This window comes from Acinetobacter venetianus RAG-1 = CIP 110063, from assembly GCF_000368585.1.
GTDB lineage: Bacteria > Pseudomonadota > Gammaproteobacteria > Pseudomonadales > Moraxellaceae > Acinetobacter > Acinetobacter venetianus.
Genome location: NZ_KB849557.1, coordinates 591700 through 610585, shown reverse-complemented (window position 1 = coordinate 610585; position 18886 = coordinate 591700). Strand labels below are relative to the sequence as shown.

The following is an 18886-nucleotide window of genomic DNA, read 5'->3' as shown; positions in this document are numbered from 1 at the left end:
GAAGAACCAAGATGAAAATAAATAAACTGACCTTGATGACTTTACTCACTATTGTTGTGTTGCCATCGCTTAGCTACGCTTCACCTAAAGTGACTTCTCGCGAGTACAAATTATTATTAGATCCCAACAATTTTAGTTATGGTAATGAAGCAAGTAATGTAAATAGCTATTTTTCTCAGGCGAAAACAGCCATCGAAAATAAAATAAGCCGTAATGTCACAGGGAATATGAGCCTCGATACGCAACGCGAAGTCCGTTTTTATGATACTCAAGGAAGCTGCCCACTAAATAATATGGGCTATAGTTTTAGAGAGCGTATCGAAAATGGCGCGAAAGAAGTCACTTTGAAATATCGTGGTTATGATCACTACATTACTGATTTTGAAGATATGAGCAGTAGCGTGTCAGGTGCGAAAACCAAGCTTGAAGATGATATTACCCGTAAAGATAATTTGAATTTTCTTGTGGTTGCAAGCAAGTCTACGACAGTTCCAACGTCAAGAACGATAAATGATTTTGAAGACATTAATACTTTATTTACGGGCTTTAAAAACAATTACACCTTTAGCAACAGTCAGAGCTTACAACAGGTTGGTGGTTTAACTATTTATGAACGTAAATATGATGGTGCAACCATTGATTTAGGTGAGTTTGATGCCGATTTGGAAATGAGCTTGTGGTATACCCAGATGCCTTATACAGGGTTGAAGCCTGCTGTGGTTGAGGTGTCATTTAAGTACGCAGATGCAAATGCGGATTACACCAAAAAAGTTGTGGCGCGAGCTGCTTTAAGCTTTAGTGCTTTAAAGGGTTTAACGCAATATAATGCACCGAGTTCAACAGCGACCAAGACCCAGTTTGTGTATCAATACCAACCAAGTTTCTGTAATTAATGAATAAAAAAACCTCCCATTAAGGGAGGTTTTTTATGTCATTGAAGATTACCAGTGTTCACCTGGGAACAAACGGGCATAAGCACGTTGCACAAGATTGAGTTTTTCTTGTTTACCGATTGAAGCTGTTGAGCTAGGGAACAAGTTAAAACCAATCGACATTAAAATGTTGTTAATGTCAGGTGCAACCGCGTAAGTAATCGATGCAAGACGACCGAGGTTTGTCGCGATTTTCTTCGGACGTTTTACGATTGCATAAGCAATCAAATCAGCCGCTTCTTCTGGAGAAAGCGTTGGTACATATTTATAAATCTTAGTTGGTGCGATCATTGGTGTGCGCACTAAAGGCATATAAATCGAAGTAATTGCAATTTTGTGCGAATGAACTTCTGCCGATAAGCAACGGCTAAATGCATCAAGCGCAGCTTTCGATGCGACATAAGCCGAGAAGCGTGTTGCATTTGCCAATACACCAATCGAACTGATGTTGATGATTTGACCGTCTTTGCGTTGCATCATGTGCGGTAATACATTGAGAACTAAACGAACTGCACCGAAGTAATTCAACTGCATGGTACGTTCAAAATCATGGAAACGATCAATCGATTCATGCACCGCACGACGAATAGAGCGACCTGCATTGTTGACCAAAATATCAATATGATCTACTGCTGCAAGAATCTCTTTAGAAACCGCATCAATCGAATCCATGTCATTTAGATCACATGGGAAAACAGATGCTTTACCGCCTTCTGCTTCGATCTCAGCTTTAACTTCGTCTAATTTTTCCTTGGTACGAGCAAGTAGTAAGACATGTGCGCCAGCTTGAGCAAGATACTTTGAAACCGTTAGACCAATGCCACTAGATGCACCTGTGACAATGATTGTTTTACCGTCGACTTTTTGCTGAAAAAGTTTTTTGAGTTTTCCGTTCATGTAAGTTACCTACATTAATCAAGCTGTTGTTTGCAATGTCTTCTTATTGCGATTAAACATTGCACTTTATTTTGTATGTATATTAACCGATATTTTTTGTTTGTCCAGTGTAAATATTTGAAAAATAATAATTTTTTTAGAGTAAAAACTCTAAAACAAGGTGTTGTAATAGTTGAAAAAGCAATAATATTTTTTGAGATTTGAACAAAAAATAAGCCTCACTCAGGAGGCTTATTGATTTCATTAAAATTAAACTTGAGCAAGGGCTTGTTCGAGGTCAGCAATCAGGTCATCAACATGCTCAATCCCAATAGACAAGCGCACGAGGTCTTCGCTGACACCTGCTGATTTGAGCTCTTCTTCGTTCAATTGACGATGTGTTGTTGTTGCTGGATGACATGCCAAGCTTTTTGCATCACCAATATTTACTAAACGTGTAAATAGCTGTAATGCATCAATAAAGCGTGTGCCACCTTCACGACCATCCTGCACACCGAAAGAAAGGATCGCAGAAGGTTTACCTTTCACATATTTTTGAGCCAGATTATGCTGTGGATGGTCTTTTAATCCTGCGTAATTTACCCATTTTACTTTTGGATGTTGTTTTAAATATTCTGCAACTTTAATGGCATTTTCAGTATGGCGTTCCATGCGTAGATTCAGTGTTTCCAATCCCTGTAAAATGAGGAATACACTGAGTGGGCTAATTGCAGCCCCTGTATTGCGTAAAGGAACGACACGCGCACGCGCGATAAACGCAGCTTCACCCAGTACTTCGACATAGTTCACGCCGTGATAACTTGGATCAGGTGTATTTAAGGCTGTAAAGCGTTCTGGATATTTACCCCAAGGAAATTTACCGCTATCAACGATAATGCCGCCAATACTATTGCCATGACCACCGATATATTTGGTGAGTGAGTGAATTACGATATCTGCACCAAACTCAAACGGCTTGAGCAGAGCAGGTGTTGCAACCGTATTATCTACAATCACAGGTACACCATATTCATGTGCAATCTGAGCAATCGCTTCTAGATCGATGATATTGCCGAGCGGATTACCAATTGATTCAACAAACACCAATTTGGTTTTTTCATCAATAATTGAACGTAACGCTTCAGGGTTTTGGTAATCAAAAAAACGAACTTCAACGCCTTGCTTTGGCAAGGTGTGCGCAAATAAATTATAGGTGCCGCCATATAGCGTGGAAACCGATGCAATATTGTCACCAGCTTCAGCAATCGTTTGAATTGCATAAGTGATGGCAGCCATACCTGATGCCAAAGCCAATGCCCCAATCCCACCCTCCAGTGCTGCAATACGTTGTTCGAGTACCGCAGTGGTTGGGTTCATAATCCGTGTATAAATATTGCCTTGTACTTTTAGATCAAATAGATCCGCACCATGTTGTGTATTATCAAAGGCATAAGATGTGGTTTGATAAATTGGTACAGCGACAGCTTTTGTAGTCGCCTCTGGTGAATATCCCGCATGAATGGCTAAAGTTTCATCTTTATAGGTCATAATTACATCATCTACGTGAGTTAAATAATAAGCGAGTGTAGCTTAAAAGCTATCCAAAATGGTGCATAAATGATGTGATTTTTAGCAGTTTTATTCATATCCATCTCAATAAAATTGCATTTATCCAGAGACCTACTGTGATTGAGCTGATCGTGTAATGTCTTGAAAAAGAAAATCCTTTTAAAGCAAACAAACAAATCTCAACTTAACTTCAAGTTAAAGGGCTTTTCAGCGTATAATACGTCCGATTATTTTTCGCTTATTCTGATTAGCGATGTATTGGTTTTTCAATTGAGGAGTCCTGCGTGGCCCAATATATTTATACGATGAACCGAGTGTCTAAAATGGTTCCGCCAAAGCGCGAAATCCTGAAAGACATCTCTTTATCATTTTTCCCAGGTGCAAAAATTGGTGTACTTGGTTTAAACGGTGCAGGTAAGTCAACCCTACTCCGTATTATGGCTGGCGTAGATAAAGATTTCTCAGGTGAAGCTCGTGCACAACCAGGGATCAAAATCGGCTATCTAGAACAAGAACCGCCTTTAGATCCAACCAAAGACGTTCGTGGTAACGTTGAAGATGGCGTACGTGAAGCACTTGATGCTTTAGAACGTCTTGATCAGGTTTTTGCTGAATATGCTGAACCAGATGCTGATTTTGATGCGCTTGCGAAAGAGCAAGAAAAATTAGAATCAATCATCCATGCATGGGATGCACACAACCTCAATAACCAGCTTGAAATTGCTGCTGATGCATTGAACCTTCCAGCATGGGATGCCGATGTATCATTGCTTTCAGGTGGTGAGCGTCGTCGTGTTGCATTGTGCCGTTTATTGCTTTCGAAGCCAGACATGTTGCTTCTAGACGAACCGACGAACCATTTGGATGCTGAATCAGTATCTTGGTTAGAACGTTTCTTGAAAGATTTCCCTGGCACAATCGTTGCGATTACGCATGACCGTTATTTCTTGGATAACGTTGCTGAGTGGATTCTTGAACTTGACCGTGGACATGGTATTCCTTACCAAGGTAACTATTCTTCTTGGTTGGAACAAAAGAATGCCCGTCTAGAGCAGGAACAGAAACAAGAAGAATCTTTTGCTAAAGCATTGAAAAAAGAACTTGAATGGGTTCGTTCAAATGTTAAAGGCCAGCAAAAGAAAAACAAAGCGCGTATGGAACGTTTTGAAGAGCTTAACTCTAAAGAATTCCAACAGCGTAATGAAACGTCTGAAATCTACATTCCACCTGGCCCACGTTTGGGTAACAAAGTTGTGGAAGTGGAAGGTATCAGCAAATCATTTGATGGTCGCTTACTTTATGAAAACCTAACTTTCACTGTACCTCCTACAGCGATTGTCGGTATCGTAGGTCCAAACGGTGCGGGTAAAACCACTTTATTCCGTATGATGACGGGCGAGCAGCAACCTGATACAGGTACTGTGACTTTAGGTGAGTCAGTTAAAGTGGCTTACGTGGGTCAGATTCGTGACACCTTGGATAATAACAAAACGGTTTGGGAAGAAGTTTCTGGCGGTTTAGATATCCTAAAAATTGGTGATTACGAAATCGCGTCACGTGCTTACATCGGTCGTTTTAACTTCAAAGGCCAAGATCAGCAAAAACGCGTCGGTGAATTGTCTGGTGGTGAACGTAACCGTTTACAACTTGCGAAAATCTTACAGATGGGCGCAAACGTAATCTTACTGGATGAGCCATCGAACGACTTGGATATCGAAACTTTACGTGCGCTTGAGGATGCAATTCTTGTATTCCCAGGTACAGTGATGGTGGTGTCGCATGACCGTTGGTTCCTTGACCGTATTGCAACGCACATCTTGTCATTTGAGAACGAACAGCCAGAATTCTACACAGGTAACTATGCAGAATACGAAGCTTATCGTCAGTCTCGTTTAGGCGAAGATGCAACACAAAAACGCTCTAAATATAAAAAGATTACAGGTTAATTTTCTGTAACTTTAAAACCAGCCTTAGGGCTGGTTTTTTTATTTGTATCCTATTTAACGATTTTAAAAGTGATCAATAATAATAGTGATTAGAGCTATGAAAGAAAATTATTTAAAGGCCGTGGGTTTATACTTATATTTTTAATTTATAAAGATTAATATCAGCACTCAATCTATTAAATGGTAAATATACCTTTTGGAAAATCATGAAAAAAATTAAACTTTTCTCAATTGCGATAAGTGTGGCTGTTGTTACGCAACTTACAGGGTGTCTCTCAGTAAAATCATATGTTGATCCTGCTTATAAAACGATTGGTTATTCAAATATTGAAAGACCAAACCAGCCAATTCCAGTCACGGTGGTGACTGAATTTCAAAGAAATGGAGTTGTGATTCCGAAAGCTGGTAAAGAGCTACAATCAATCGTTGATCGTAGTTTAAGGGCTACAGGTGTATTCTCGCCAGCAGCGCAGTCGAATGCTGCGAACCAAGCAAAATTGCATGTCACTGCAAATAACGTAGCTGATTTAGGTGAAGCAGCGGGCAAAGGTGCATTAACAGGTTTAACTTTCGGTGCAGTAGGGAATGCCGTTACTGATAAATATGAATTTAAATTTAAATATATTGATACTCAGGGCAAAGAAACTTCTCAACGCTATCCACATATGATTTTATCGACTGTTGGAAATAAAAAAGCGCCAGTTGAAAATGTACAACCGATGACGATTAATGAGGCTTTTAATAAAGTTGTCGATGATGTTGTGATTCGTTTTACTTATGATTTGCAAAAACAGCAATAACTATCTAGCTCAGTAAAAAGGCTTTCTCGAAAAGTCTTTTTACTCTTTTAAAAAGTTATGACTTAAATAACACGCTTAAACCAGAGTCATCATTTAAAAAGAATTTAATTTAACAAATGATTAACTTTATTAAAACAAACTTATTAGTGAGTGTAATTTTATTACATCAATCTTGCCTGCTATAGTGCTGTTAAGCAATTTACGGTTATGGTGTTCTGTTGCGACGTTCTGCTGTATTGATGACAGTCTTATTGAGTTTGTTCATGTTCCAAAGTATTTGGAACGTGGCAGCTGCTTATTGCGGTCATGAAAATACAACCAAGCAACTGGTGAATCATTTCGGACATCACTCATTACAAGAGACACAAGAGCAATCGGATCTTAAACAAGATCTCGCCGATGATACAACTTTACTGAGTTCACAAGATCATCACGATCATTTGCCTTCTTGTTTTCATGTCGTTGTTTTGGCAGCAGAGCAGAAGTTGAATCAACCGATTTTGTATGAGCCTGAATTAAAACAACAATATGACTGGTCTAATTTTTATCAGTCTCCTTATTTAACGGGATTAAACCCACCGCCTGTTTTAACCCTGCTATCGGTGGGGTAGCTGAAAAATAACCCACCAGAAATAAATTTATTTCAAAGGGTTATTCCATGCATAAAAATTTCTTAAAAATGCGCGATGTTTATGTGCCTATTGCCATATTTAAAAAATGGCATCGGCAGATTAGCGCTGATCTACATTTCGATCCTGTCCCGATTGAGGTTAAATAAAATGAATATTTTATTTGCGCCTCGCGTAAGAACAATGAGTTCCAGAATCATCGGCTTGGCTTTGGCTGTTATTGTCGCGATGAGCTTTAGTGAATGGCATTTCCAAGCCCCATTTGTAGAACACATTCTATGGTTCTTTGGGTGGCTCTTTGTTGGTTTGGGGATAATGGGAAGAATCTGGTGCAGTATTTACATTTCTGGCTATAAGAATAGCCGATTAGTCACCCAAGGGCCGTATTCACTCTGTCGAAATCCACTTTATCTATTTAGTTATTTAGGTGGTCTCGGCATCATGTTTCTAACGGAGACGTTCTTCTTCCCAGTGATATTCTCTCTATATTTCTTGTGCTATTACCATTATGTGATACGCCAAGAAGAAAAATTTTTGAGTAAAAAATATGGGAGCGAATATTTAGATTATTGCAATCAAATACCTCGTTTTATTCCCAGTCTCAAGAATTATAAAGAGCCTGAATATTATCAAGTTTCGCCCAAACATTTTCGTATTTTCTTAGTACAAGTGGTCTGGTTTCTCTGGATCGCTGCTTTCGTTCAGCTATTTGAAGAGCTGAGGCTATTTGGTGTTATTCCATCTGTATTTAGTTTGTTTTAAGGAATAGCAGTTTTGAGATTTGAGTCTGTGCTTGAAATCAACTTTGAATTTCAAGGCATGACTGAATTCATAAATATATGTCGCTTTGTTCATTTTATTTTGGTGTTTCGCCCAAAAGTTTCATTGAACAGAGCTTCTCTTAGATAAGGTGAAGATTATGTTTAGTCAATTAAATGCAAAAGTATTGTTGGTTGTTTTACTTCTTTCTGCGACTGTCGCAAAGGCCGATGGTGGTTTGATTTTCTTAGAAAAAAATCTTAATGCTCAGAAAGAAACAAAGGCTCAAGTGGAGAAAAAGAGTCATCATACGACTGCTCAGCATAAGTGTTAATGATGGCTAGTAGGTTTGGAAACCAGTAACTTCTGTTGCTGGTTTCCATCCGATGATGTACCTATATTCTGTACGCTGACTGAATAAGCCTTACGCTATGAAGTCATATTATTTTTTATTGCTTAGTCGAACAATGTAATTTTATTACATCAAGTTTAGTTGCTATAGTGCCACCTGAGCAATTTTTGTCTAAAGAGAAATTTTTGCGCCGTTTTAGTATTTTTATCACCGTCTTACTCAGTTTGTTCATATTCCAAAGTTTGTGGAATGTGGCAGCGGCGTATTGCGGCCATGAAAATATCAATGCAAAAACTTCGGTATTGACTCATTTTGGTCATCATATTCCTGAAAATCAGCATGTTGATACACAATCTACTTTGGTTAATGACCAAGATGCTGATTTACCTATGCCATTAAGCTTGCAAGATCATCATGATCATTTACCTTCATGTTTCCATGTGGTGGTGACTGAGGCTCAGCAACAGCTTGATGACCCTATTTTAACAACACATGAATTAGAACAAAAATATTACTGGTCTAACTCTTACCAGTCTCCTCATTTATTTGAACTGAATCCACCGCCTGTATTGACCCCGCTATAGGTGGGGTAGCCGAAAAATAGCCCACCGCAATTTCATTTTATTTGCGGGGCTTTATATGTCTTTACGTTTAAATCAGCGTACCAATTTATCTCAGAATCGTGCGCTAAAAAAATCCTCCCATTTTTTATCGATAAAATGGTCGGTGTTATCGATTGCTTTAACCACGGCAGTGTTTGGGCAATCCGTTTCTGCTGAGTCTCTATTGACGGCTAATCAGCCCACAGTGAGAGAGATCCAAGATCGTTCTAGTTTTGAACAGATTTTAGAGCAGATTCGCACTTACCAAGCCAATCAATCTAGCTGGCAGACTCAGCAAAATATGGCGAGTGCCCAACTCAAACAGAGTGGGTTATGGGCAAATCCAAGTATTTCGATCGAACAGACAGGATTGCAAAGCAATCAGGATCAGGAGTTGGCAATCGGGATTTCTCAGCCACTTGACTTGTTTGGGCAGCGTAAAGCTGCGCAGAAAGTGGCGAAGTTATCTGCAAATCAAGTTGATTTAGAGCAGCAGCGTTATAACGCGGAATTGGCATTGATTGTGCAATATGCATGGTCACAAGTTGCGCTATGGCAACTAGAAAAATCTCTAATAGCCGAGCAGTTACAAGTCAGTCAGCAAAACCTAGACGCAACTGAAAAGCGCTATCAAGCAGGAAGTATTGCACAGGTCGATGTAGAGCGAGTTCGAATTGCCCATTTGGAAAATCAGCGTATTTATCAACAAGCTGATCTACAACTGCAAGTGGCTCAACAGCAGTTGGCTAGCTTTTGGGGAAGTGATTCAAATCAGTTCCGCATTTCACCCAGTGTCAATGAACTATGGTCTCGTGCAACACAGGTGAAAGTCGATCAAGAACAAATTGAAAATCTATTTGAACGAAGTTTACAGCTTGAGACTCAGCGACAACAAGCCAGTATTGAACAACTTAAGGCAAAATCACGTCCTCAGCCGACAATGACACTCGGAGTAAATCGCACACGTTCAGTTGATCAAAATACTGAAAATCAGCTGCGTTTAGGTGTGGAAATTCCCTTAAATATTTTTAATAAACAGAAATATGGAATTCAAATTGCTGAGGCAAAACAAACGCTCATTCAACAGCAGCAACGTTTCTACCGTCAGCAAAATCAGATGGATATTGATGTTCGTCTCGCTGAGTTAAAAGGTTTACAAGCACAATTTCAACAGCTGAATAACCAACAAATTCCATTAGCAACTCAAGTGCAGCAAAAAACCTTGCAAGGTTTTCGCTTGGGTAAGTTTGCTGTGACAGACGTACAGCAGGCAACAGTTCAACTGCAAGATGTTCGCCTGCGTAAGGTTCAATTATTGAAACAAGCATGGCAACTCAGTGTAGAAGTACAAAGTGCACGTATGGGGCTTCCTGTAGAACAGATCACAGCTAAAGATGCGCTGATGCAACTTAATCAACGTGTATGGCAACAAAGTAATGCATTTCCAAACCAACTAGGAGAATAAAGAAATGAGTATCAGATTAAAAAAGCGTTCTCAGTGGGTTTGGATTGCGATGATTGTCGTGGTCACGGGTGTATTAGCATCATTGCTGCTTTTGAACAACAAAGCAAAAACGACGGGTGATGCTGAGCAAGGTGAACAGGCCCATGCACATCAGGAAAATGAAAAAGTTGGTGCTGAAGAAGGAGATGATCATGCGGATGAAGAAGAAAAACTTGCACTGACTTCAGAGCAAATGCAGCAGCAAAATGTCAAATTGGCAAAAGTCTCAGTCGGTGAAGTGAATGAGAGCCAAACTTTTCCAGCAAAGCTAGTGGTGAATACAGACCGTCAAGCGCATGTATCACCGAGCTTGGCAGGTCGTGTTGAGTCTGTTTATGTGGAACTGGGGCAACAGGTGAAACGTGGTCAGGCTTTGGCAAATTTACTAGTACCAGACTTGGTAGACCAACAGGCGAATCTACAAATTGCGCAAACCAATTTAGAGTTGGCGAAGCAAGATTATGATCGCGAGCGGAGTCTTTGGTCTCAGGGTATTTCAGCAAAACAGGATTATCAACGTGCTTACAATGCCTATCGACAAGCACAGATTCAAGTCCAAGCTGCTAGATCTCGTTTATCTGCATTTGGTGCTGGTTCGGGTTCAAGTGGGCGCTATACCTTAACCGCACCAATTAATGGGGTGATCAGTAATAAAGACATCGTGATTGGTGAAAATGTTCAGCTTGCAGATCAGTTATTTACCATTGATCAACTCGATCAACTTTGGTTGGAATTTGTTCTACCAACGATGGCAAATATTGGGGTACAGCCGAATCAACAAATTCGTTTCAAATCTCTGCAAACAGGGAACACATTTAATGCACAAGTTCAAAGTTTAACAACAGAAGCTGATGCACAAACAGGTCGTTTACAAGTACGTGCCAAAGTGTTGTCGAATGCAGCTGAACTTCGACCAAACTTAATGGTCAATGTTGAATTACAAGCGACATCTAAACAGTCCGTCATTCGTGTAAGTGCAGCCGCAATCCAACAAGTTGAAGGCAAAGATGTCGTTTTTGTTGCCAAAGCAAATCAACAAAAAGGTTTTGATTTTGAAGCTGTACCTGTACAAATTGGGCAGCGTACCCAAGATGGACAATGGGTTGAAATCAAGCAAGGTTTAACTTCTGGGCAGTCTTATGTCGCAGAAGGAAGCTTCTTGCTGAAATCTGAACTTGAGAAAGGAGAGGCTGAACATGGGCACTAACTCCTCTCAACTTCCAAAACCAGAAGGGCTGTTTGATCGCATTATTCAGTTCGCGATTGGCAATGCGATCTGGGTCATGCTGTTTGTTATGACTTGGATTGCTGTCGGTATTTGGAGTTATCAAAAACTTCCTATTGATGCAGTTCCAGATATCACCAATACCCAAGTGCAAATTAACACACAGGCCAATGGCTACACCGCTTTAGAAGTCGAACAACGAATTACTTATCCAATTGAAACGGCGATGGCGGGGATTCCAAATCTGGAACAAACTCGTTCGATTTCACGTTATGGTTTGTCACAAGTCACGATTATTTTCAAAGACGGTACAGACATCTATTGGGCGAGACAAATGATCAATCAGCGCTTGCAAGAGGCTGATGGACAATTACCTGATTCGGTTGATCCACTCATGTCACCGATTTCAACAGGTCTCGGTGAAATTTATCAATGGGTGATTAAAGCCAAACCTGACGCTAAAAAAGAAGATGGTACGCCTTATACAGCAATGGATTTACGAGAAATCCAAGATTGGATTGTGCGTCCTCAATTGCAACGTGTAAAAGGCGTGGCAGAGATCAATAGTATTGGTGGCTACAATAAAACCTATATTGTTTCTCCTGATTTAAAACGCTTACAACAGCTTCAAATTTCCCTTGCTGAGTTCCAAACGGCTTTACAGGAAAACAATGAAAATCGCGGTGCAGGTTTTATCGAAGAAAATGGACAACAGTTAACGGTACGTGTGCCGGGCATGCTGAGTACAGTTGAAGATATTCAAAATGTGACTGTGAGCGTTAAAAATGGTTTGCCGATTCGTGTCTCAGATATAGCCACAGTCGCAATTGGACATGATTTAAGGACAGGCGCTGCAACTTACAATGGTGAGGAAACCGTGTTGGGGATTGCCATGATGATGCTCGGTGAAAATAGCCGTAGCGTTGCTCAGGCAGTCGATGCAAAAATTCAGGAGATTCAGCCGACTTTGCCGAAAGGTGTTGAGATTGAAACGGTTTATGATCGTACTGACCTAGTCAATAAAGCGATTAAAACTGTTCAGAAAAACCTTGTTGAAGGTGCGATTCTTGTTATCGTCATTCTGTTTGTTTTTCTTGGGAATTTTCGTGCAGCTTTAATTACTGCCTGTGTGATTCCACTTTCCATGTTATTTACCCTGACAGGAATGACCGAACAAAATATTAGTGCCAACTTAATGAGTTTAGGGGCGCTAGATTTCGGGATTATTGTGGATGGGGCAGTCGTTATTGTAGAAAACTGTATTCGACGCTTGGCTGAAGCACAACATCATGCAGGGCGGTTACTGACACGTCAGGAACGATTTAAAGAAGTTTTTCTTGCAGCGAAACAAGCTCGTCGTCCATTGATTTTCGGGCAAGCGATTATCATGGTCGTCTATTTGCCAATTTTTGCTCTCTCTGGTGTAGAGGCAAAAATGTTCCACCCAATGGCAGCAACCGTTGTGATGGCATTGCTTGGCGCAATGATTTTATCTGTGACCTTTGTTCCTGCTGCTGTGGCTTTATTTATCACAGGTGAAGTGAAGGAAAAAGAATCTCGTTGGATGCAGGCATTAAAAACAAAATATCAACGCATTTTGGATTGGGCTTATCAATTTAGAATGGTGGTGGTGACTTTGGCGGCGAGTATTTTAGTGCTTACAGGGGTGTTAACCACGCAAATTGGTAGTGAATTTGCACCTCAACTGAGTGAAGGCGATTTTGCTTTACAACAAATGCGTTCACCAAGTACGGGCTTAGAGCAGTCCTTACGTATGCAGGAGAATACGGAAAAGTTAATTCTTAAGAATTTCCCTGAGGTGAAGGCTATCTTTGCCAGAACAGGGACGGCTGAGGTAGCAACCGATGTGATGCCGCCGAACATTTCTGATGCTGTGATCTTACTTAAGCCGCGTGGTGAATGGTCAAATCCGAAAGAAACTATTGATGAATTACGGACACGAATGCAGGCATTTTTGGAGACGATTCCTGGCAATAACAGTGAATTTTCACAACCAATTGAACTTCGTTTTAATGAATTGATTTCAGGTGTACGAAGTGATGTCGGAATCAAAATCTTTGGTGATGATATGAATGTGCTCAATACGCAGGCGCAGGCTATTGCACAGAAGGTTCAAAAAATCTCAGGTGCAACTGCGGTAAAAGTTGAACAAACCAGTGGTTTACCTGTGTTGAATGTCGATATTAATCACGCTTTAGCGGCGCAATATGGCTTATCGGTTAAAGGCATTCAAGATGTGGTTGCAGCGAGTGTCGGTGGTCAAAATGTAGGGCAGATCTTACAGGGCGATCGTCGTTTTGATTTTGAAATTCGTTTGCCAGATGATCAGCGCACAGCACAAAACTTAGCTCAACTGCCGATTCAATTACCAAATGGTGGTTTAATTCAGCTGCAAGATGTTGCCAAAGTTGAAACCATTTCAGGTATGAATCAAGTCGGTCGTGAAAATGGTAAGCGCCGCGTCATTGTAACGGCCAATGTTGAAGGACGTGATCTAGGATCATTTGTTCAAGAGTTACAAGCCACATTGAAGCAACAGCCTTTACCAGCAGGTTACTGGTTAGAGTATGGTGGTCAGTTTGAAAACTTAGCTTCTGCGGCAGCACGTATGCAGATTGTGATTCCACTGGCTTTGATCACGATCTTTATTTTATTGATGGCGGTATTCCATAACTTTAAAGAGAGTTTATTGGTCTTTAGTGGTGTGCCATTTGCGTTATCTGGTGGTTTAGTTGCGTTATGGTTGCGTGACATTCCATTATCAATGTCTGCAGGTGTTGGGTTTATTGCACTTTCAGGTGTTGCTGTGCTGAATGGTTTGGTGATGCTGAGCTTTATTAAAGAACTTCGAGAGCAATTTGATCTGCATGTTGCAACATGGCAGGGAGCGATTCTACGGTTACGTCCAGTTTTGATGACTGCATTCGTGGCTTCTTTGGGATTTATTCCAATGGCGATCGCAACAGGTACGGGTGCAGAAGTGCAGCGTCCGTTAGCAACTGTGGTGATTGGAGGAATCATTTCATCTACATTGCTGACCTTGTTGATTTTACCTGTCGTATATCGTTGGATGAATGAAGCTAAAACTAAGTTAGATCGTCATCATATTGAAGCTTAGCATTTGTACGCGCTAGCTAGGCGGCAAGGATGCTGCTGATAGCGTTATTGATCAATTCAGCTTTGTTTTAAAAAGAGTCTTAGACTAGGTCAGAGCTGACCTCGTCTAAGCAAGAATTCTACCCTCGACTTTATGGCGTGAAAATGGATCGCTGAAAGCAAAGAGTAGTTGTACATATAGCATTTGATTTAATTCTCAATTAGAGGCAGTGTAAGCAAGAAAAGAAATACACTTTCTTGCACAATTATAAGGAGTCCAACATGAGTGGACATCAAGGGCATGACCATAGTCATGCAGTTGTCACCGAAGGCAACGCCAAAAAGCTGACAATCGCTTTAGTTTTGACCTCAACTTTTTTAATTGTTGAGGTGGTTGCAGGTTTAATCACGCAAAGTTTGGCATTACTTTCTGATGCGGCACATATGTTTACTGATGCTGCTGCATTAGCGATTGCCTTAGTTGCGATTAAAATTGCAAAACGCCCAGCCGATGATAAACGTACATTTGGTTATCAGCGTTTTGAAATTTTGGCAGCATTATTTAATGCGGCGATGTTGTTTTTTGTCGCGATTTATATTCTCTACGAAGCCTATCAGCGTTTTACTCAACCACCAGAGATTCAAAGTGTTGGTATGTTGATTGTGGCATCGTTAGGGCTGGTGGTTAATCTAATCTCGATGAAGATTTTAATGTCGAGCGCTGCAGAAAGCCTAAATATGAAAGGCGCTTATTTGGAAGTTCTGAGCGATGCGCTCGGTTCTGTCGGTGTGATCATTGGTGCGATTGTGATTAATTATACCAACTGGTATTGGGTCGATACGATTATTGCGGTTGCCATTGGTTTCTGGGTATTGCCGAGAACGTGGATATTACTCAGACAGAGCATTAATATTTTATTGGAAGGTGTACCCGAAGAAGTTGATATTGAAAAATTGCGAAGTGATTTACTCTCGTTGGATGGTGTCGAAAGCATTCACCAATTAAAAGTTTGGGCAATTACATCGAAAAATATTCATTTAACCGTCCATCTTTTCGCACCGAATGCTGATCGTAATCAGTTACATCGTGCGGCGATAGAAATGCTATCACATGAGCATGGTATTGCTGAGGTGACCTTACAGATTGAAGATGATGCAGAAATGAATTGTCAGCATAGCCATCAACATGATGAGATTGCTGAACCAGAACACTCACATCAGCATTGAGTTGATGTGAGTAAGTTGGAAATGAAATGCCGTATTAGTTTTGCCATTCATGATTACAGTCACGGCATTTCCAATGCTTTTGTGATTGCATAAAAGCTTGCATGGAAATTTTAAAATCAGGCAGATCACGCCAAAATAGAACACCTGCAATCACACAGACAGCAAAGACGACCACAGTCGAAATTTGCAGTGTCTGACCTGCACCATTACCGAAAATCCACATCCCGATACTGATCACAACCAAGATCAATAGAATAAAAATCGCAGGCACTAAAAGAACCAAGCTTTTTGGAACGTTGGGACGAGGGCTATTTGTACCCTGACTGACAGGCATTATTTTGACGCTTTGACATTTAGGGCAACGGTATTGCATAAAGGTTTCCTATTGTGTTTTGGCTATTTTAGCGAAAATTATGCAAAAGCTAAAATTATGAGTTATTCAAATACATAAATTTACTTATTTTGAACTTTAATCTGTAAGCCCATCTCTGGATTTTGAATCAAAAAAGCATTTATACAGCTCGTCTAAAGCTAGTCGCTATGCTGTTACGAGTCATGCTAATTTGATTTTAGGATTTTTTGAATGGTGTGAAAGGAAACGCATGTTAAGCACTAAAATTTTAAAATTGCGTTTGTCTCGGATTGAAAAGGGGAAAGAGCATTTATCAACGCAAGATAAATTGATGTTGGTGAGTATGGATAGTCCTGACTTGAGTGCGAATTTTATTTTAAGACTATTCAAAATGACCTTGCCAAAACAGTGGAAGTTTCAACATGAAACTGAGGAAGATATTTTTTATAACACCCAGCTTATTCAACTGATTGAAGATGAGTTTATTCCAGCTTATGAGTTTCATGCACGGAAACATGCTTGGTATGAGCAGTGTTTAATGTATAGGTTGAACTTCATCACACCAGAACCCACCCAACAGCAAATTAATGTTTTTTTGCGTCATTTAGATCAGTGTTTAGATCAACTGCCTAAAATTGAATTGCTTCACTATTTCTCGCAAAAGTACCCTACTGCCCAACATGCGATTGCTCTTGCCAAGGCCTATGCAGGTGCTCAGCAATATGATCAAGCTATCCAACAATACGAATGGGCACAGAGTCAATCTACGCAGCCCAATGAAGTCGCTTTTTACGGCTATATCGGATGTTTGCTTAATCGTCGCCAAGGTGAATATAAAGCGCATGTGAGTGATGTGGAATATGCGCTTGATTTATTGTGCAAATATGACAAGCCTATCGATCAGAAGAGCTATAAAAAATTATTAGATCGTGCAATCACCGCATTATTACCGCAACAACTGCTGCAAACGCGAGCCATTGAAACCAATGTATTCTCCGATGTTGGTCGAGGGTTAAACTCGCTAGGGAAATCATTAGGTGGAATTTTTGGTGCGAGAGATTTCTATATTCCTTATAGCAAAGAACTTATTGCGAGTGCGCCTCAACTATTACATGATCACGATGTGTTTGAAAGCCTTAGCCAATCTCAAGAGATGCAGTCTGCATTGCAGCGACTATTAAGCTCGAGTGAAATTGACAGCTCTGAACAATTACTTAAACTCCTGTGGATTTCAATCCAGCAAGATCCAGATATTTTAAAATCATTGCAGCCTCCTATTGATTCAGCACATCTCATTCAATCACTTTCTAAAATTGAGCCGATAGAACAGCAAGCTCTGGATTTGGGACAATTACAATTGATCTTGGAGCAAGGTCTAAGTGCTTATCTTGGCGAAGGCCGTTTAAATAAACAGCATCCTGAACGGCATCATTTATATGAATGTCGGGATGAAATTGTCCAGCAGATGATCGATTTTGCGGTATGGTTTTATCGAGACATTGTTGAAATTTATCTTGAGCAACAGAACTTACAGTTACAACAGGTGAAAAAGCTTTTGATTGGGCAGTTACCAGAAATTGCGCTCTCCAGCGGATTATTTGCTTATCAATTTGAACATTACCAACGTGTGCAAGCTTTATTTGATTGGATGAAACCGAAGCTAGAAAAAGGTAATGATTTTGAAAAAATGCAGGCTGCATGGGTCGCTTTAAGAGAGGCGAGATATTTTGATGATGATTCTCTTATAACGCGTGTTCAATCGATACAGCAGAAATTTGAAGAATATAAAGTCATGCGTGACCAACAGATTTTTCTACACGGACAGGCTGAGCAAGAGAAACTTGAAAAGTAATATTTTATGAACAAAATAAGAGCAATTTAGTGTTTAAATAATTTGAAGCTTTGCAACAAAAAGACGCAAACGGCGATGCGTTGCATGCTAATCTACATAAAAACATCTAATAAGTTCAGAAAGCAGATCGCAGCTCATAAGAAGTGAGCCAGTAAGAAAGGGAAGAGGGAGAGCATCTTGAATCGACAAGATGATAAAAAGGCAATGTTTGATATTATGCCTGCAGATGAAGACGCAACGGATAAACCATCTTTATCACGTCGACTAATCTATAAAACGTTACAGCACGCACAAGATGCTGTTGAATTTGCAAGTGATACCTCTCGCAATATTGCAGGTGTTGCTGATGCAGCATTGGGTGCACTGGATCAAGTGACTCACCATACCAAACGTGGCGTTGAAGGGGTGAGAAATTCTGTACGAGATATGGTCTCAGAAACCAGTGAGGCTGCACGACAAGTTGCACTTGCAATGGCAAGAGCATCGCTTGGGAAAGGCTCTCTGACCTTATATTTACCTGAAATGCTGCTCAATAATCAGATTCGTAAGCGTATGGATCGCTCCGAGATTGATGATATCAAAATTGAATGTGGCAATGATCGCTTTCACATTGAACTTGATGGACATTATCGCCGTTTCCTCTATCGACTCTCTTTAGAATTTAATGTGCTTGAATGCCGTATTGGTCAGGAAAAATATTTACGTTTGCGGCAAGTTGATGAACACCTAGATTTGCAAATTCGTCATGGTGGGACACTGACCAATTGGGCGACGCGTAGAGTTGGAAATGTCAGCTTTGAAGTGATTAATTCATTACCGATACCTTTTCTCATCAATCACCTTATTCGTGATGTGCCGGGAATTCAAAAAGAAGGTCATCGTTTGTGGTATATCGACCTCGAAGAAGCGGGTTTTATTGATTTTATTAACAACCGTTCTTGGATGGTAGATAAATTATTAAACCTCACCGATTTTAGTATTCTGCCGGGTTTGAATATCCTGCAAGAAAGTCGTGAGCTAGTACAGCAATTGGTTGATCAATTTGAAATTCGTGGTTTACGCGTGCAATCTGGCCGCTTAGAAGTTCAAGTTGGAATTGGAAACGAATAATAAAAAAGCCACTGTCAATGCAGTGGCTTTTTTG

16 protein-coding genes are annotated in these 18886 nt (G+C 40.2%); 13 read left to right on the top strand and 3 right to left on the bottom strand.

The window, feature by feature from the left end; all coding sequences use genetic code 11:
• The first annotated feature begins 11 nt into the window (after positions 1 to 11).
• Positions 12 to 893 (top strand): hypothetical protein, encoded by an 882-nt coding sequence (locus tag F959_RS04365; RefSeq protein WP_004877897.1) that lies wholly within the window; start codon positions 12 to 14, stop codon positions 891 to 893.
• A gap of 48 nt (positions 894 to 941) precedes the next feature.
• Here F959_RS04365 and F959_RS04360 read toward each other — a convergent pair whose 3' ends face one another.
• Both F959_RS04360 and F959_RS04355 read right to left on the bottom strand, forming a co-directional pair.
• A complete protein-coding gene (locus F959_RS04360; RefSeq protein WP_004877895.1) occupies positions 942 to 1829 on the bottom strand; it encodes an SDR family NAD(P)-dependent oxidoreductase in 888 nt (295 codons plus the stop codon).
• 249 nt (positions 1830 to 2078) lie between these two features.
• Positions 2079 to 3356: an O-acetylhomoserine aminocarboxypropyltransferase/cysteine synthase family protein gene (locus F959_RS04355; RefSeq protein ID WP_004877893.1), complete on the bottom strand. Its 1278-nt coding sequence runs from the start codon at positions 3354 to 3356 to the stop codon at positions 2079 to 2081.
• A 305-nt stretch (positions 3357 to 3661) separates the two neighbouring features.
• On the opposite strand from F959_RS04355, the gene ettA reads away from it, so the two are divergent.
• From ettA to F959_RS04310, 10 genes are all read left to right on the top strand, one after another.
• Positions 3662 to 5323 carry an energy-dependent translational throttle protein EttA gene (gene ettA, locus F959_RS04350; RefSeq protein ID WP_004877891.1) on the top strand — a complete coding sequence of 554 codons (1662 nt, stop codon included), beginning with the start codon at positions 3662 to 3664 and terminating at the stop codon, positions 5321 to 5323.
• Positions 5324 to 5529: 206 nt separating this feature from the next.
• On the top strand, positions 5530 to 6123 hold the full coding sequence (locus F959_RS04345; protein ID WP_004877888.1) for a hypothetical protein: 594 nt from the start codon (positions 5530 to 5532) through the stop codon (positions 6121 to 6123).
• 218 nt (positions 6124 to 6341) lie between these two features.
• Positions 6342 to 6734: a cation efflux protein, CzcI-like gene (locus tag F959_RS04340; protein ID WP_373278695.1), complete on the top strand. Its 393-nt coding sequence runs from the start codon at positions 6342 to 6344 to the stop codon at positions 6732 to 6734.
• 168 nt (positions 6735 to 6902) lie between these two features.
• Positions 6903 to 7514: a methyltransferase family protein gene (locus tag F959_RS04335; protein ID WP_004877881.1), complete on the top strand. Its 612-nt coding sequence runs from the start codon at positions 6903 to 6905 to the stop codon at positions 7512 to 7514.
• 157 nt (positions 7515 to 7671) lie between these two features.
• The gene (locus F959_RS16695) at positions 7672 to 7845 is read left to right on the top strand and encodes a hypothetical protein (RefSeq protein ID WP_004877880.1); all 174 of its coding nucleotides are present in this window, start codon (positions 7672 to 7674) and stop codon (positions 7843 to 7845) included.
• A gap of 203 nt (positions 7846 to 8048) precedes the next feature.
• Positions 8049 to 8447: a cation efflux protein, CzcI-like gene (locus F959_RS04330; protein WP_007480765.1), complete on the top strand. Its 399-nt coding sequence runs from the start codon at positions 8049 to 8051 to the stop codon at positions 8445 to 8447.
• Positions 8448 to 8502: 55 nt separating this feature from the next.
• Positions 8503 to 9930: a TolC family protein gene (locus F959_RS04325; RefSeq protein WP_004877876.1), complete on the top strand. Its 1428-nt coding sequence runs from the start codon at positions 8503 to 8505 to the stop codon at positions 9928 to 9930.
• Between the two features lie 4 nt (positions 9931 to 9934).
• On the top strand, positions 9935 to 11176 hold the full coding sequence (locus F959_RS04320; RefSeq protein WP_004877875.1) for an efflux RND transporter periplasmic adaptor subunit: 1242 nt from the start codon (positions 9935 to 9937) through the stop codon (positions 11174 to 11176).
• On the top strand, positions 11166 to 14333 hold the full coding sequence (locus F959_RS04315; RefSeq protein ID WP_004877872.1) for an efflux RND transporter permease subunit: 3168 nt from the start codon (positions 11166 to 11168) through the stop codon (positions 14331 to 14333). The genes F959_RS04320 and F959_RS04315 overlap by 11 nt, the downstream gene beginning before the upstream one ends.
• Positions 14334 to 14593: 260 nt before the next feature.
• Positions 14594 to 15538 (top strand): cation diffusion facilitator family transporter, encoded by a 945-nt coding sequence (locus F959_RS04310; protein WP_004877870.1) that lies wholly within the window; start codon positions 14594 to 14596, stop codon positions 15536 to 15538.
• Positions 15539 to 15572: 34 nt separating this feature from the next.
• Here F959_RS04310 and F959_RS04305 read toward each other — a convergent pair whose 3' ends face one another.
• Complete coding sequence (locus F959_RS04305) at positions 15573 to 15911, bottom strand: hypothetical protein (RefSeq protein WP_004877868.1); 339 nt, start codon at positions 15909 to 15911, stop codon at positions 15573 to 15575.
• A 229-nt stretch (positions 15912 to 16140) separates the two neighbouring features.
• On the opposite strand from F959_RS04305, the gene F959_RS04300 reads away from it, so the two are divergent.
• Positions 16141 to 17742: a hypothetical protein gene (locus tag F959_RS04300; protein ID WP_004877865.1), complete on the top strand. Its 1602-nt coding sequence runs from the start codon at positions 16141 to 16143 to the stop codon at positions 17740 to 17742.
• Positions 17743 to 17919: 177 nt separating this feature from the next.
• Positions 17920 to 18852 carry a hypothetical protein gene (locus F959_RS04295; protein ID WP_004877860.1) on the top strand — a complete coding sequence of 311 codons (933 nt, stop codon included), beginning with the start codon at positions 17920 to 17922 and terminating at the stop codon, positions 18850 to 18852.
• Positions 18853 to 18886: the final 34 nt, after the last annotated feature.

Bases quoted from the DNA above. Each gene is read 5' to 3' on its own strand.
- F959_RS04355 (WP_004877893.1), bottom strand. From the start codon at position 3,356: ATGACCTATAAAGATGAAACTTTAGCCATTCATGCGGGATATTCACCA.
- F959_RS04335 (WP_004877881.1), top strand. From the start codon at position 6,903: ATGAATATTTTATTTGCGCCTCGCGTAAGAACAATGAGTTCCAGAATC.
- F959_RS04320 (WP_004877875.1), top strand. From the start codon at position 9,935: ATGAGTATCAGATTAAAAAAGCGTTCTCAGTGGGTTTGGATTGCGATG.
- F959_RS04310 (WP_004877870.1), top strand. From the start codon at position 14,594: ATGAGTGGACATCAAGGGCATGACCATAGTCATGCAGTTGTCACCGAA.
- F959_RS04315 (WP_004877872.1), top strand. From the start codon at position 11,166: ATGGGCACTAACTCCTCTCAACTTCCAAAACCAGAAGGGCTGTTTGAT.
- F959_RS04365 (WP_004877897.1), top strand. From the start codon at position 12: ATGAAAATAAATAAACTGACCTTGATGACTTTACTCACTATTGTTGTG.
- F959_RS04300 (WP_004877865.1), top strand. From the start codon at position 16,141: ATGTTAAGCACTAAAATTTTAAAATTGCGTTTGTCTCGGATTGAAAAG.
- F959_RS04305 (WP_004877868.1), bottom strand. From the start codon at position 15,911: ATGCAATACCGTTGCCCTAAATGTCAAAGCGTCAAAATAATGCCTGTC.
- F959_RS04360 (WP_004877895.1), bottom strand. From the start codon at position 1,829: ATGAACGGAAAACTCAAAAAACTTTTTCAGCAAAAAGTCGACGGTAAA.
- F959_RS04325 (WP_004877876.1), top strand. From the start codon at position 8,503: ATGTCTTTACGTTTAAATCAGCGTACCAATTTATCTCAGAATCGTGCG.
- F959_RS16695 (WP_004877880.1), top strand. From the start codon at position 7,672: ATGTTTAGTCAATTAAATGCAAAAGTATTGTTGGTTGTTTTACTTCTT.
- F959_RS04345 (WP_004877888.1), top strand. From the start codon at position 5,530: ATGAAAAAAATTAAACTTTTCTCAATTGCGATAAGTGTGGCTGTTGTT.